At 63.3% G+C, this 14,785-nt stretch carries 12 protein-coding genes; 1 reads left to right on the forward strand and 11 read right to left on the reverse strand.

Annotated features, from left to right (window positions below):
* Positions 1 to 99 precede the first annotated feature (99 nt).
* Positions 100 to 297, reverse strand: coding sequence for a BrnA antitoxin family protein (locus ACP7BV_RS16355; protein WP_426105310.1), 198 nt, complete (start codon positions 295 to 297; stop codon positions 100 to 102).
* Positions 298 to 562: 265 nt separating this feature from the next.
* Between ACP7BV_RS16355 and metH the strand changes: the two genes are divergently transcribed.
* A complete protein-coding gene (metH, locus tag ACP7BV_RS16360) occupies positions 563 to 4,342 on the forward strand; it encodes a methionine synthase (RefSeq protein ID WP_426105312.1) in 3,780 nt (1,259 codons plus the stop codon).
* A 145-nt stretch (positions 4,343 to 4,487) separates the two neighbouring features.
* Here the strand turns inward: metH and ACP7BV_RS16365 are convergent, their stop codons facing one another.
* The 10 genes from ACP7BV_RS16365 to rsmB form a co-directional block, all read right to left on the reverse strand.
* Positions 4,488 to 5,765, reverse strand: coding sequence for an ABC transporter permease (locus ACP7BV_RS16365; protein ID WP_426105313.1), 1,278 nt, complete (start codon positions 5,763 to 5,765; stop codon positions 4,488 to 4,490).
* Position 5,766: 1 nt separating this feature from the next.
* A complete protein-coding gene (locus tag ACP7BV_RS16370) occupies positions 5,767 to 6,705 on the reverse strand; it encodes an ATP-binding cassette domain-containing protein (RefSeq protein ID WP_426105314.1) in 939 nt (312 codons plus the stop codon).
* A 22-nt stretch (positions 6,706 to 6,727) separates the two neighbouring features.
* Complete coding sequence (locus tag ACP7BV_RS16375; protein WP_426105315.1) at positions 6,728 to 7,990, reverse strand: EAL and HDOD domain-containing protein; 1,263 nt, start codon at positions 7,988 to 7,990, stop codon at positions 6,728 to 6,730.
* A 77-nt stretch (positions 7,991 to 8,067) separates the two neighbouring features.
* On the reverse strand, positions 8,068 to 8,832 hold the full coding sequence (locus ACP7BV_RS16380) for a class II glutamine amidotransferase (protein ID WP_426105316.1): 765 nt from the start codon (positions 8,830 to 8,832) through the stop codon (positions 8,068 to 8,070).
* An 86-nt stretch (positions 8,833 to 8,918) separates the two neighbouring features.
* Positions 8,919 to 9,176 carry a BTH_I0359 family protein gene (locus tag ACP7BV_RS16385; RefSeq protein WP_219882611.1) on the reverse strand — a complete coding sequence of 86 codons (258 nt, stop codon included), beginning with the start codon at positions 9,174 to 9,176 and terminating at the stop codon, positions 8,919 to 8,921.
* Positions 9,177 to 9,247: 71 nt separating this feature from the next.
* Positions 9,248 to 9,625, reverse strand: a complete 378-nt coding sequence (locus tag ACP7BV_RS16390; RefSeq protein WP_426105318.1) for a GTPase — start codon at positions 9,623 to 9,625, stop codon at positions 9,248 to 9,250.
* Entirely contained in the window at positions 9,622 to 10,341 is a 720-nt protein-coding gene (locus tag ACP7BV_RS16395; protein ID WP_426105319.1) for a response regulator, read from the reverse strand. The genes ACP7BV_RS16390 and ACP7BV_RS16395 overlap by 4 nt, the downstream gene beginning before the upstream one ends.
* Before the next feature lie 81 nt (positions 10,342 to 10,422).
* A complete protein-coding gene (locus ACP7BV_RS16400) occupies positions 10,423 to 12,702 on the reverse strand; it encodes an ATP-binding protein (RefSeq protein WP_426105320.1) in 2,280 nt (759 codons plus the stop codon).
* 3 nt (positions 12,703 to 12,705) lie between these two features.
* On the reverse strand, positions 12,706 to 13,269 hold the full coding sequence (locus ACP7BV_RS16405; protein ID WP_426105323.1) for a DUF4390 domain-containing protein: 564 nt from the start codon (positions 13,267 to 13,269) through the stop codon (positions 12,706 to 12,708).
* A gap of 46 nt (positions 13,270 to 13,315) precedes the next feature.
* On the reverse strand, positions 13,316 to 14,728 hold the full coding sequence (gene rsmB / locus ACP7BV_RS16410; RefSeq protein ID WP_426105324.1) for a 16S rRNA (cytosine(967)-C(5))-methyltransferase RsmB: 1,413 nt from the start codon (positions 14,726 to 14,728) through the stop codon (positions 13,316 to 13,318).
* Between the last annotated feature and the right edge of the window lie 57 nt (positions 14,729 to 14,785).

The following is a 14,785-nucleotide window of genomic DNA, read 5'->3' on the forward strand; positions in this document are numbered from 1 at the left end:
CAATGCGGGCCTTGCCCTTTTCCGCCCTACAGTTGGCGCTACCAGTCCAGCAGTATTGCTACGCCCTCGCGGACGCGCTGACCCATGGAACCGTTGATATTAAGCAGCAGCACCTTTGTCAGCCTTTTGCGCATCCATATGGTCGCGCAAGATCTGGTTGATCCGGGTCTGATACCCGGGCCCTGCCGCCTTGAACCAGTTCAGCATGTCCACATCCAGGCGGATCGTCACAATCTGCTTGAGTGGAAGGCTGCTCGGCGCGCGCGCCGTGGTGTCGGTGTTGGTGTCAGTGTGCATGGGTGTGTGTTCCGGCCAAGTTGCTTGAAAATCATCATTCATGTTTTATCCCCTATCGACAGTTGTTGCCGCATCACTAGCATTGTCGTACGGATATGTATCTTGGAGATTGCGCACACGTATTGTTTTGTATCGTAAAGTATCAAACCGGTTCGGCAATACATAAAGATACAAAACGGCGCCCTCCAAAATCCATTCGGCATTGTTGACGTATAATTTTGGACCCGGTCCCGTCCCGGCCGTTTCGCCAACAGAAAGCACACAGATGAACACCCCCACCTCCGCCGTCTCTCCGACTGAAACCCTGCTGCGTGACATTCTTTCGCGCCGGATCATGATCCTCGACGGCGCGATGGGCACCATCATCCAGCAGTACAAACTAGACGAGCAAGCCTATCGCGGCGGCGCCGACGGCCGCTTCGCCACCTTTGCCGCCCCGTCCGGCAGCGGCGCGCGCGAACTGTTCGTCAAGGGTAACAACGAACTGCTGACGCTGACGCAGCCGCACATCATCCAGGAAATTCACGAGCGCTACCTGGCGGCCGGCGCCGACATGATCGAAACCAATACCTTCGGCGCGACCGGGATCGCGCAGGACGACTACCACATGGCCCACCTGGCCTTTGAAATGAACGTGCAAGCGGCCAGGCTGGCGCGCGCCGCCTGCGACAAATACTCCACGCCCGACAAGCCGCGCTTCGTCTGCGGCGCCCTCGGGCCCACGCCCAAGACGGCATCGATCTCGCCCGACGTCAACGACCCGGCCGCGCGCAACGTCACCTTCGACCAGCTCGTCGCGTCCTACCATGAGCAGGTGCGCGGCCTGGTTGCCGGCGGCTCCGACATCCTGCTGGTCGAAACGATTTTCGACACGCTCAACTGCAAGGCGGCACTGTTCGCCATCGACCTGTACTTCGACGAAAACCCCCAGCAACAGCGCCTGCCGCTGATGATTTCGGGGACCGTCACCGACGCTTCGGGGCGCATCCTGTCCGGCCAGACTGTGCCCGCCTTCTGGAACTCGGTGCGCCACGCCCGGCCGCTGACCATTGGTCTGAATTGCGCGCTGGGCGCGGCGCTGATGCGCCCCTATGCCGAAGAGCTCTCGAAAATCGCCGACACCTTCGTCTGCATCTACCCGAACGCCGGCCTGCCCAACCCCATGAGCGACACCGGCTTTGACGAACTGCCGGCCGACACCTCGTCGCTGCTGCGCGAATTTGCCGACAGCGGCTTTGTCAACATCGCCGGCGGCTGCTGCGGCACCACGCCGGAACACATCAAGGCGATCGCCGACATGCTGGCCGCCACCGCGCCGCGCGTGGTCCCGGACATCTTGGTCGCACAACGCCTGTCGGGCCTGGAACCGTTTACGATCGATGAAAATTCGCTGTTCGTCAACGTGGGCGAGCGCACCAACGTCACCGGCTCCAAGGCGTTCGCGCGCATGATTCTCAATGAGCAGTACGACGAAGCGCTGTCGGTAGCGCGCCAGCAGGTGGAAAACGGCGCCCAGGTCATCGACATCAACATGGACGAGGCGATGCTCGACTCGCAGGCGGCGATGGTTCGCTTCTTGAACCTGATCGCCTCCGAGCCGGACATTTCGCGCGTACCCATCATGATCGACTCGTCCAAATGGTCGGTGATCGAGGCGGGCCTCAAGTGCGTTCAGGGCAAAGCGATCGTCAACTCGATCTCGATGAAGGAAGGCGAGGAAGAATTCATCCGCCAGGCCAAATTGTGCCGCCGCTATGGCGCCGCCGTCATCGTCATGGCGTTCGATGAAAAGGGCCAGGCCGACACCTTCGAGCGCAAGACGGAAATCTGCGCGCGCGCCTACAAGGTGCTGACCGAGCAGGTCGGCTTTCCGCCCGAAGACATCATTTTTGATCCAAACATCTTTGCCATTGCCACCGGCATCGAAGAGCACAACAATTACGCGGTCGACTTCATCAACGCCACGCGCTGGATCAAGGACAACCTGCCGCACGCGAAGATCTCGGGCGGCGTGTCGAACGTGTCGTTCAGCTTTCGCGGCAACGACCCGGCGCGCGAGGCGATCCACACCGTATTCCTGTACCACGCGGTCAAGGCGGGCATGACGATGGGGATCGTCAACGCCGGCATGATGGGCGTGTATGACGACCTCGCGCCCGAGCTGCGCGAGCGGGTCGAAGACGTGGTGCTGAACCGCCGCCCCGATTCGACCGAGCGCATGATCGACATTGCCGGCACCTTGAAAGCCGGCGGCAAGCAGCAGGAGCAGAACCTCGAATGGCGCGCAGGCACGGTGCAGCAGCGCCTGTCGCACGCGCTGGTGCACGGCATCACGCAGTGGATCGTGGAGGACACCGAAGAAGCGCGCCAGGAATTGCTGGGCAACGGCGGGCGCCCGATCCACGTGATCGAAGGCCCCTTGATGGATGGCATGAACGTGGTCGGCGACCTGTTCGGCCAGGGCAAAATGTTCCTGCCGCAGGTGGTCAAGTCGGCGCGCGTGATGAAGCAGGCCGTGGCGCACCTGATTCCATTCATCGAGGAAGAAAAGCAGCTCGAGGAAAAGCGCACCGGCATCGTCGCCAAGCCGAAGGGCAAAATCGTGATTGCCACGGTCAAGGGCGACGTCCACGACATCGGCAAGAACATCGTCTCCGTGGTCCTGCAGTGTAACAACTTCGAGGTCGTAAACATGGGCGTGATGGTGCCCTGCTCCGAGATCCTGGCGCGCGCCAAGGTTGAAAACGCGGACATGATCGGCCTGTCGGGCCTGATCACGCCGTCGCTGGAAGAGATGGCGCACGTGGCCAAGGAAATGCAGCGCGACCCGCACTTCCGGATGCTGAAGATCCCGCTGCTGATCGGCGGGGCCACCACCAGCCGCGCCCACACCGCCGTCAAGATCGCGCACAACTATGAAGGCCCGGTGGTGTACGTGCCGGACGCATCGCGCTCGGTGTCGGTGGCCCAGTCGCTGCTCACGCCCGAGAGCCGCGACAAGTACATCGAAGACATCGAGCTTGATTACGTGCGCATCCGCGAGCAGCACGCGAATAAAAAAGCGCTGCCGATCCTGTCGCTGGCCGCCGCGCGCGCCAACAAGATGAAGCTCGGCTTTGCGCCGGTACGTCCGAAATTCATCGGCCGGCGCGAATTCAAGAATGTCGACCTGGCCACGCTGGCCCGCTACATCGACTGGGGTCCGTTCTTCCAGACCTGGGACCTGGCCGGCCCGTTCCCGGCGATCCTGACCGATCCGGTGGTGGGCGTTGAAGCGAGCAAGGTCTTTGCCGAAGGCCAGGCGTTGCTGAAAAAAGTCATTGAAGGGCGCTGGCTGAGCGCCAACGGCGTCATTGCGCTGCTGCCGGCAAACAGCGTCAACGACGACGACATTGAAGTCTACACCGACGAATCGCGCACCAGCGTGGCGTTCACCTATTACGGCCTGCGCCAGCAGGGCGTCAAACCGCTGGTGGACGGCGTGCAGCGCCCCAACCAGTGCCTGGCCGACTTCATCGCGCCCAAAGCGTCGGGCGTGAACGACTACATCGGCCTGTTTGCGGTGACGGCCGGCCTGGGCATCGAAAAATACGAGAAGCGCTTCGAAGACGCGCACGACGACTACTCGTCGATCATGTTGAAGTCCCTGGCCGACCGCCTGGCCGAAGCGTTCGCCGAATACATGCACGAGCGCGTGCGCACCGACCTGTGGGGCTACGCCCACGGTGAAGACTTAAACAATGAAGACATGATCGCCGAGCGCTATGCCGGCATCCGCCCGGCGCCGGGCTACCCGGCCTGCCCCGAGCACACCGTCAAGGCCGACATGTTCAAGACGCTGCAGGCGCAGGAGATCGGCATGGAACTGACGGAGTCGTTCGCCATGTTCCCTGGCGCGGCCGTGTCCGGCTTTTATTTCGCGCATCCGGAAGCGAAGTATTTCGTCGTCGGCAAGATCGGCGAAGACCAGTTGAACGATATGGCGGCGCGGCGCGGCGTCGACAAGGCGGTGCTTGAGCGCTGGCTGGCGCCTAACCTGTCCTGATCCCAGCCAGGCAGTCCGCCCCTACATCGTCCTCGCGCACGCGGGGACCCATAGAACGGTTTAACTGAGCAACTGTTCCATAGGTCCCCGCGTGCGCGAGGACGATGTGGCAGGGAGATGCTGTTCCAACCGGCATCGCCCCCCGTCAGCCGCGCTGCTCGCGCTTGAACTTCCACAGCGCGAGCAGCCCGAACACCGCGCCAAAGGCCAGCTGCACGCCGATCGCCATGAGCGCCGCATCCATCCCCTGCCCGCGCCACGTCATCGCATCAAAACCGTCAATGGCCCACTTGGTCGGCACCACCGTCGCCGCCGACTGCACCCACGCCGGGAACATGAACGACGGCACCCACGCCCCGCCCAGCATCACCATGATCAGCGTGGCAAACACGGCAATCCCGCGCGCCGCTTCCGGCGTCTTGCCGAACGCGGCGATGAACAGCCCGAAGCTGGCCGTCAGCACGGAAAACGCGATCGCCACGCCGGCAAACCCGACCGGATTGCTAATGCGCACCCCCAGCACCGCCACCGCAAACGCGAAGATCGTACACAGCAAGAACAAGGCAATCACCGCCGCCGACGCCGCGCGCGCCAGCAGCACCGTCTGCAGGCTGACGGGGGCGGCCAGCAAGCGGTTGAAAATGCCGCTGCGCCGCGCCAGCAGGACCCCGATGCCGATATCGATCCCCAGAAACAGGATGAACTGCACGCCCATACCGGCAAATGAATGCGCATAGCCGTTGTAGCCTTCCAGCTTGCTGCCGGAACTGACCTGCTCTTCGCTGGTCGAAAACGGCGTTGACAGCGCACCCTTGGCGCCGCCGCTGGCCGCTTGCGGACGCTGCCGGTATTTGTTCACGCTGCCCAGCATTTCCCTCAGCGCCACGCTGTCCGGGTCGTCCCGCTGGTCCAGCGCGGCCATGCTCTTGCCGGTGAAATCCTGCCCCGCCTGGCCATTGAACATCTCCGCGCTGACCACCTGCATCACCTGCTGCGTGAGCATGCCCTTGACCATCGCCAGCACTACCTGCTGCGACGGGTCGTACAGCAGCGCGATCGCCGGCTTTTCCCCGGCGCCGAACAGCGCCGCGCCGGCCGCCTGGCCAAAACCGCGGGGGATCACAATGGCCGCCTTTTGCCTGCCCTTGCCCACTTCCTTGCGCGCCTGCTCGAGCGTCATCTCGCTCACGGCCAGGCTGGCGTCGCCCTTCAAGCCGGCGGCGATCTTTGCCGACACCGGATCGGCGTCAAGCTGCACCAGCGCGACCTCGATCCGGCTGGTCTCCGATTTTCCGGAGCCGCCGAACAGGTAGCCAAAGAAGGTGGCGATCACGATCGGCAGCACCAGGTTGACCAGCAGCGCGCGCCGGTCCGAGAAAAACAGCAGCAGGTCCTTGCGCACCAGGGCGATAAAAGCAGTCATGTCAGTCGCGCAGCGAGCGCCCGGTCAGGTTGAGGAAAATGTCTTCGAGCTTGGTCCGCGCGGTGGCAAAGTGCAGCGGGCGGCAACCCTGCCCGTGCAGCCACGCCATGACGCTCAGCGCGTCAGCGCCGGTGCCCAGCGCGATGTCGAGTCCGCCCGGCCCGGCATGCACGCTTGTGACGCCCGGCAGCGCCGCCAGGGCGTCGACCAGCGCCTTAGGCGCGCCATCGGCCAGCTCGATTCTCAGCGCCGCCTGCGACGGCAGGCGCCGGTACAGCGCTTCCGGGCTCTCGTCGGCCAGCACCTTGCCATGATCGATGATGACGATATGGTCGGCCAGGCGCTCCACTTCTTCCATGTAGTGGCTGGTGTAGATCAGCGACCGGCCCATCGCCTTGAGCTTTTCCAGCGTGTCGAAAATCGCGTTGCGGCTTTGCGGATCCACGCCCACGGTCGGCTCGTCAAGGATCAGCAATTGCGGGTCGTGCATCAGCGCGGCGGCGATGTTCAGGCGCCGCTTCATCCCGCCCGAAAAGGTGGATGGCTTGTCGCCCGCGCGGTCACTTAAGTTGACCAGCGAGAGCACCTTGTCGCAGCGCGCCGTCATCTGCGCGCCCTTGATGCCATACAGGGCGGCGAACAGGCGCAGGTTTTCACGCGCCGACAAATCCTCGTACAGGGCCAGGTCCTGCGGCACAAAACCGATCTTGCGCTTGACGTCCGACGCGCCCGCGCCGATCGCCACGCCATCGAGTTCTACACTGCCGGCATCGGCGCGCAGCAAGCCGCACACGATGCCCACCGTAGTCGACTTGCCGGCGCCATTGGGGCCGATCAAGCCGACCGTCTGGCCCGACTGCACCTGGAATGAGACGCCGTCGACGGCGCGCCGCTCCCCGTACAACTTGGACAAACCGCACACATTGAGTAAAAGGGTCATGCAAAGGTCCGATCAAAAAAAGTCAGATGGCAAAGCGTACAACGTTGTCAGTCCATTCAAAGGCGGCCACTTCGAGTTCGACCAGCTCGTCGGTTGACAGCGCGAGCTGGCGCAAGGCCGGCGCCACCAGGCTCTCCTTTTCTTCCATGCGCTCGATGCATTCAGCCAGGTGCAGCAGTTCGCCGAAAAAGCCGCTGCGCCGCAGCAGCGCGTCGGCCACTTCGTCGATCACGGGGATCTGCGCCAGGATCTCTTGCATGTCGATCCCGAACAGCGTGTCTATCAGCGACATGATGCCGACCGTGAAAGCGACATCGGCCACGCTGCGCTGCCCCGGGCGCAGGCGCTGCGCCAGCAATTCGAGCATGCGAGCGCGCGTGCTGGCCAGCGCCAGCAGCGGCGTCATGCCGGCGCCGGCGCGCGCCGGTTCGGCGTACAGCATGATCTGCAGCCAGCGCTGCAATTGGCGCCGCCCCAGGACGTTGATGGCCTGGCTGAGCGAATCGATGCGGTAGCGCGCCCCGATCGCGGCCGAATTGACCAGCCGCAGCAAATTCAGTCCCAGCGTTACGTCGCGCTTGACGGCGCGCTCGATGGCGACGTTGTCGGCGTCGGACGTCACCAGCGCCATCAGTTCGATCACCGCCAGCTGCGACGGCGAGAGCTTGCGCCCGCGAATGATGGCGGGTGTGGCGAAATAAAAACCCTGGAAATAATCGAAGCCCAGGCCCAGGCAGGCGGTGTAATCGTCCCGCGTTTCCACTTTTTCGGCCAGCAGCTTCTTCTTGCCCTGCTTGAACAGCGCGGCCAGGCGCGCCACATCGGCGGCGGCAATGTCGCGCAGGTCGAGCTTGATGAAATCGATGAAGGGCAGCAGCTTTTGCAGGTCAGGCGAATCGCGCACCACGTCGCCGAGCGCGAAGCGAAAACCATGGTGCATCAGCTCAGTGATGCGCGCCAGCACGGGCGGTGTCACCGGCAGGCTGTCCATGATTTCAAGCACCACTTTTTCGCGCGGCATGAACACGAAAATGTCGCTCATGATCACTTCGGCGTCGACATGGATGAAGCCCAGGGCGTCGCCGATCACCCGTTCCAGCCCGAGCTGGGCGGCGTGGGCGATCACACTGGCGGTGGCGGCGATGGCAGTGTCGACATTGGCGGGGCCGGCGGCCGTGCTGCGAAACAGCAGTTCATAGCCAAACAAGGCTTGCTTGCGGTCCAGGATCGGTTGGCGCGCCAGATAAAAGTCACGCGCGGGAGCGCTCAAGGTCGGGTCGTTCATCGGCATCCCTGTTGACAAGTAACAAGAGTGCTAATGTACCCGAAACCGTGGCATTTGTGACTATTTTGCTATCAGCTTCACACAGGCAAGCCGTCGACGAATACTTTCATTTCGCCGGGAGCAAACTTGGTCCACGTCTCGTTGGTCGTCAGCGGTTCGGTCACGATGATCGCCACCCGGTCCTGAGGCGTCGTTACTTGTGAAAAATCAACCGTCACATCTTCGTCCGACAATTTAGCGGTGACGAAAGGATATTGGCGCACGACATAGTGCAGGCTGGTGGAACAGTGCACGAACAAGGCCGAGCCGTCCGATAGCATCAGGTTGAAGGTACCGTGCTCGGCAATGATGCGCACCAACTCGGCCAGCGCTGCCCGCAGCGCAGGCAGCGCAGGCGCCTGGTCGCCGAAGCGGGAGCGCAACTCTTGCAGCAGGAAGCAAAAAGCTTGCTCGCTGTCCGTACTGCCTACCGGGCGGAAGGGCCCGTTAAGCGTGGGCGCGAACTCCTTTAAGTCGCCGTTGTGGGCAAACACCCAATAGCGGCCCCACAGTTCGCGCACGAACGGATGGCAATTTTCCAGCGCAACCTTGCCTTGCGTTGCCTTGCGGATATGCGCAATGACATTCTTTGACTTGATGGGGAAGCTTTTGATCAGTTCGGCGACGGGCGATGCAACGGCAGCCTGGTGGTCGACAAAATGGCGCACGCCGGCGCCTTCAAAAAACGCGATGCCCCAGCCGTCATGGTGGGTATCGGTTCGCCCGCCCCGCATGGCGAAGCCGGTAAAGCTAAAAACAATGTCTGTAGGGACATTGCAGTTCATTCCGAGTAATTGGCACATGGCGCAAGAATACCATGGCACGGCGCCGCCGCGCCTCTGCGTAGTCAGTCTGCCTTGCAAGGCAGACTGACTACGCAGCACTACTTTTAATGCAGCAAGACCGGCTGGCTCATCAGCGAATCATACGAGCCAAGGAACTCGTCGATTTCTTCCATCGTCGGTTCGCTGGCGATCAGGTTGTTGACGTCGCGCCTGAAGGATTGGGCCAGCTTGCCGCAAATGAAAGCTTCGCAGCGGCCGGATTTGTCGACGATTTCATAGCCCCCGAAACGCAGGGCCTCGAGGTTATGATCGACGCCGAATTCGACCACGCTGTACTGCTCGCTGTTGTAGATCATGTTCATGCTCACTCCTTCGCTCGATCAGACTTTCCACTTCGCTCTTGTAAGCAAAGGTGGGGCTAACCGGACCGTTTTCAAGTGCTTGGCAAGTCCGGGGTCAGTTCCAACAGCTGATCGTATGGCGGGTTTTGCAGCCACGATCGCAACTGATCAAGGTGGTCAACACTTGCTACTCCGACAAATAATCTTTCGGGGCGCAAACGAAGTATCCGGTTTAATGTTACACGCAAAACGAGATTGCCGGTGCAGCAAAGGCAAGCGGGCGCAATTCTGTGCACATCGAGGAGGGAGGTAGGAGAAAGAACGGCATGCCCGTCAGGCAAGCCCTCGAGGATGACGGCGCAGCGCTGCCCGGCAGGCACGCTGGCGGCGATCGCAGCTTCGCGCAGCGCCGCCGTGGCGCCGGGTACCAGCGTGGCGCGCACCCGGGCCAACGGCAGTTGAGGGTTCATCCCCCTTTTTTGGCAAGCTTGCCCGGCTCCACGCCGAGCTGCTTGAGCTTGCGGTACAGGTGGGTGCGTTCCAGGCCCGTTTTTTCAGCCACGCGCGTCATGCTGCCGCCTTCGCGGCCCAGGTGATGTTCAAAATACATGCGTTCGAACGCGTCGCGCGCTTCGCGCAGCGGCAAGTCGAAACTGAGCGAAAAGCCATGGCCTTCGCCGGCCGGCATGCCGCCGATGCGCACCGGCACGCTCGACTGCGGTGGCTGGGTCGAAAACATGGTCGCGCCGCTACTGATGTTTTCTTCCGGCTGGGGCGCGAGCATGGGGCGCGGCGCGATGGCCGGGGCGCGCACCGCTTCCTGGGCGCGCGTCAAGCCTTGCTGTACCGCCTTGAGCAACTTTTGCAAGGCAATCGGTTTTTCCAGGAAGTTGAGCGCGCCGATGCGAGTCGCTTCAACGGCGGTGTCGATGGTGGCGTGGCCGGACATCATGATGACCGGCATGGTCAGCAAACCGTCGCGCTGCCACTCCTTGAGCAGCGTAACGCCGTCGGTGTCGGGCATCCAGATATCGAGCAGCACCAGGTCGGGAGCCCCGGCCGCGCGCGCATCGCGCGCCTGCTGGGCGTTTTCGGCCAGCGTGATCGCATGGCCTTCATCGCCCAGGATCTCCGAGAGTAACTCGCGGATGCCCATTTCATCATCAACTACGAGAATGTTCGCCATCTATATATGCCTTCCTGGTTGGCCGGGTTGCCCGGCATGCAGCGCATGCCGGTGAGCCGTATTCTATGCGTGAATTCAGCCTTAAGCCAATACACTATCCATGCATAACTTTAACAGCAAAATCAAGACCGATGCGCCAGTTCCGTCCGCGCGATTGGCGATCTCGATCCGCCCGCCATGTTCGTCAATGATTTTCTTCACCATCGGCAAGCCCAGCCCGGTGCCGCGCGCCTTGGAGGTGACGTACGGCTCGAACGCGCGCGACAGGATCTTGGGCGCGAAACCAGGGCCGTTGTCGACGATCGCCAGCCGCACCGCAGTGCCGGCGGTGCCGTCGGCGCTGCGAAAGTGGATCGCCTCGGTAGTGACGTCAATGTGCGCCGGCGGCGCATCCGGGCCGCGGTCGTTCATCGCATCCTGCGCATTTTGCAGCAGGTTGTGGATCACCTGGCGCAGCTGGGTCGGGTCGCCCATCACCGCCGGCAGGCCGGACGCGAGCGCCGGGTGGATGATGTCGCTGCCGTCGCCGGCCAGGTACATGTGCAAAATATCTTCGATCAGTGCGTTCAGGTCAAGCTTTTGCAGCACTGCCGGCGGCGCCTTGGCGTAGTCGCGGAAGTCGTCAACCATGCGCTTCATGGCGTCGACCTGGTTGACGATGGTCGTGGTGCCGCGGTTGAGCAAGTCGCGGTCCTTTCCCTCCAGGCGCGATTCGAGCTTCATCTGCATCCGTTCGGCCGACAGCTGGATCGGCGTGAGGGGATTCTTGATTTCGTGGGCCAGGCGGCGCGCCACCTCGCCCCAGGCGATCGAGCGCTGGGCCGAGATCACGTCCGAAATATCGTCGAACACGACGATAAAGCCGCTGCCGGCGCGCACCGGCAGACGCGAGCCGCGCGCCAGCAGCGTGATGTCGTGGTCTTCCCCGCTGCCCAGCCGGCGCGGAATTTCCAGTTCCTGCTGCCAGTGCCCCACCTTGCGCGCACCGCCCGCGGCCGACGCGCTTTGGGCCGAAAAGGCGCGCGTGACGGCCGCGGCAAAGGCGTCCATGCCCTCGATGCTGGAAAGACCTTGGCCGATGTGACGGGCCACGTTGTGCTGCAAGATGCGTTCGACCGCCTCGTTCGAGGTGACGACGTTAAATTCGGCGTCCAGCACAATCACGCCGGCCGACATATTTTCAAGCACCGATTCAAGGTGGGCCTTGGCGCTTTGCAGCGCGGCGCGGTTGCGCTCGACCGAACTGCGGGCCTCGAACAGCTGGCCGGTCATGGTGTTGAACGATTGCGTGAGGGTGCCCAGTTCGTCGGACGTGGCCACGATCGGGCGCGGCGACAAGTCGCCTTCGGCCACCGCGCGCGTGCCCTCGGCCAGCACCAGCAGCGGCTGGGCCAGGTTCCCGGCAATCACAAAGGCACTCGCCACGGCGCCAAAAATGGCAAGCAGCAGCGTGAGCGTCAGCGTTTCGATGTACATACGGCGCAAACCCACGCGCGCGACAAAGCGTTCCTGGTATTCGGTGTAGGCGGTCGAGAGCACCTGGGCGTTGGTGGCCAGGTTGGCCGGCACCGACTGGATCACCTGCAAAAAGCGCGGCTGGGCGCCGGGCGGCTCGGGAATGGCCAGCACCACGCGCTGGCGCAGACCGGGAGAAGCGTCCGCGCCTTGATTGGCGAGCGCCGGGCTGTCGTCCTTGAAATCGCGGTCGGCCCCTTCGGTGCGCGCATACCCGCCCGGCATCACGGCCTGCAGCAGCATGGGCGCGGTCGGCGTGTCGGGCGCCAGCGACAGGCGCCGGTTGGCCGCCGCGCTTTGCACCACCTTGCCGTCCACGCCGATGATCATGGCGCTGATCATGCCGTCGCGCTCGCCGATCAGGCGGGTCAGGATATCCTGGGTGCTGGGGCGGTCCTGGCCGGCCAGCGTGGTGGCGGTGATTTCGGCGCTGGCGCCCAGTTCGCCGAGCGACTGGTCGAGCGCGGCCAAGCCCAGGTTCACGCCCGATTCGAGCGCCGCCTCGATCTTGACGTTGAACCAGGAATCGATCGAATGGGAGACGAACTGCACCGACACCAGAAAGATCACCAGCCCCGGCAAGATGCCGATGCCGGCGAACAGCAGCACCAGGCGCGTCATCAGGCGCGAGCCGAACTTGCCGCTCTTGTAGCGAGCGTAAAGACGCGCCAGCGCCACCACCACGAACAGCAGCAGCGCGCCGGCAATGGCGGCGTTGAGGCCCAGCAGCCAGGAATAATAGCGGTCGAAAAATCCGGAATTGGAGGACGCGGTGGCCAGCAGGAACAGCAAAATGCTGACAATGGCGCCGCCGACGATGAATGCGTAGCGCAGGGCTTGGCTCACGGCTTATTCGGCCTTGTACTGGAACTTTTTATCGCGCGACTCCAGGCGCCACTGCGAATTGCTCGAGGCATTGACCTGGATCGGCTTGGGCAGGCGTTCGCGGTCCATGAACATGCGCAGCGTGACGTCGTACGTCTCGCCGGGTTTAAGCGCCCCGCGCGGGGCCACCATCCAGCGCGGCGGCCGGCGCACCAGCACCATCGCGTCTTCGAGCGTGGCGAAGCTTTGCTGCATGCTGCCCAGTACCGAGACCTGGTATTGACGCGTGAGGATGTCGTAGTGGATGCGCGTGGTCTGACGCTTGTCGACCGCCTGCTCGTCATACCAGTACCAGCGCGGGCGCGTCAGTTCCACTTCGGTGGTGAAGTACAGCGACACGCCATGCTGGATCGCGTCTTCCAGGCCGTGATTGAGCTCGAACGCATACACCGACGAGAGCCGGTAACCTTCCTCGGACAGCTCGATGTTGGCGCGCGTGATATCGATGCCGTCCGCCGCCTGCGCCTGCGCGCACGCAAACACCAGCAGCAGCTGGCAGGCAAGGAGTCGGAGAAAGCGTGAGATCACAGGTGAGCCAGAGCCTTAAAAGTCGATCGCATTGTCGGAAGACCGGTTACGCCGCGTTTTTCTGAAACAGGGCGTAGAACAAACCGTCGTGATCGGCACTGGCACTGCCCTCTGGAAGCAGTTGGCCTGGCGCGTCCAGGCGCGTTGCATTGTGGCGCACCGCGAAAGCGGCCGCCTGTGCCTCCGATTCCTGGGGCCAGATCGAGCAAGTCACGAACAGCAATTTACCATTCGGGCGCAGCATCTGCCAAAGATTGTCGAGAATTTTGGCCGAAAGTGTTGCAAGTTGGAGCGTGTCGCCCTTGCGCCGCAGCCAGCGGATGTCGGGGTGGCGCCGCACGATGCCCGAGGCCGTGCACGGCACGTCGGCCAGGATGCGGTCGTACTGCTGGCCGTCCCACCATACTGTGGTTTGCGCTTCAAAGGCCTTCAGGGTGGCGCTCAAACCCAGGCGTTCAAGATTTTCCTCGACCCGCACCAATCGCTTGGGGTCCGAATCGATGGCGGTGACGTCGACCTCGGCCAGCTCCAGGATGTGGCACGTCTTGCCGCCGGGCGCGGCGCAGGCGTCGAGCACGCGCATGCCCTTGTGCAGGTCGAGCAGCGTTGCGGCCAGCTGGGCGCCGGCGTCCTGCACCGAGCTCAAACCCTGGTCGAAACCGGGAATGGCGGCCACGCCGATCGCCTTGTCAAGTCGCACGGCGGACGGGCCGATCTGGGTGGCGCCAATGCCGGCGTCCTGCAGCAGTTGCAGGTACGCGGGCACGCTCGTCTTGCGGACATTCACGCGCAAGGTGAGCGGCGGCTGCGCGTTGCCGGCCGCGAGGATGGCTTGCCAGGCGCTCGGATAGGCGGCCTTGGCAGCGTCGATCCACCACTGCGGGTAGTTATACTGCGCCACCGGCTGCGTCAATACCTGCGTGACCAGCTCGGCGCGTTCGCGCAGGAAGCGGCGCAGCACGGCGTTGACCATGCCCTTGGCGTGCGCCATGTCGGGATGCGAGGCGGCGACGGTCACGGCCTGGTCGACAACGGTAAATTCTTCATACGGGGCGGCGGCGCCCTCGGGCGAGTCGATCAGCGAGATGGCGCAGCACAGCAGCGCGGCGAGCATGGCCGGCTCCGGCGCCTTGGACGTCATCAGGCCGAGCAGCGCTTCGCTGCGCCCGAGCTGGCGCATGGTGCGGTACGCGATGTCCTGGATCGCGCCGCGGGTCTGCGGCGTGGCATTGGTGACGCCAAAGGCGGTCAGCAGCGCCTGCGGCAAGGCCGCGCCGCCGCGCACCTGGGCCACCGCGTTGGCCGCGCCCAGCAGGGCCAGCGCCAGCGAATCGGGCTTCAGGTTGGGCCGGTAGCCCGGCTGCAGCACCGGCTTGACTTCGTAGCTGGCGCGAACGCGGGGCGCAGCCGGCTTGGCCGCGGCGGGCTTGATGGAGAGCGTCGGGCGCTTGTTGGTCATGGCAGTGGCGATCTTGATGCTTTATAAAGACGCAATTGTACCGGGTTAGACTTGCGC

Source organism: Massilia sp. TSP1-1-2 (assembly GCF_049896185.1).
Taxonomy (GTDB): domain Bacteria; phylum Pseudomonadota; class Gammaproteobacteria; order Burkholderiales; family Burkholderiaceae_D; genus Telluria_A.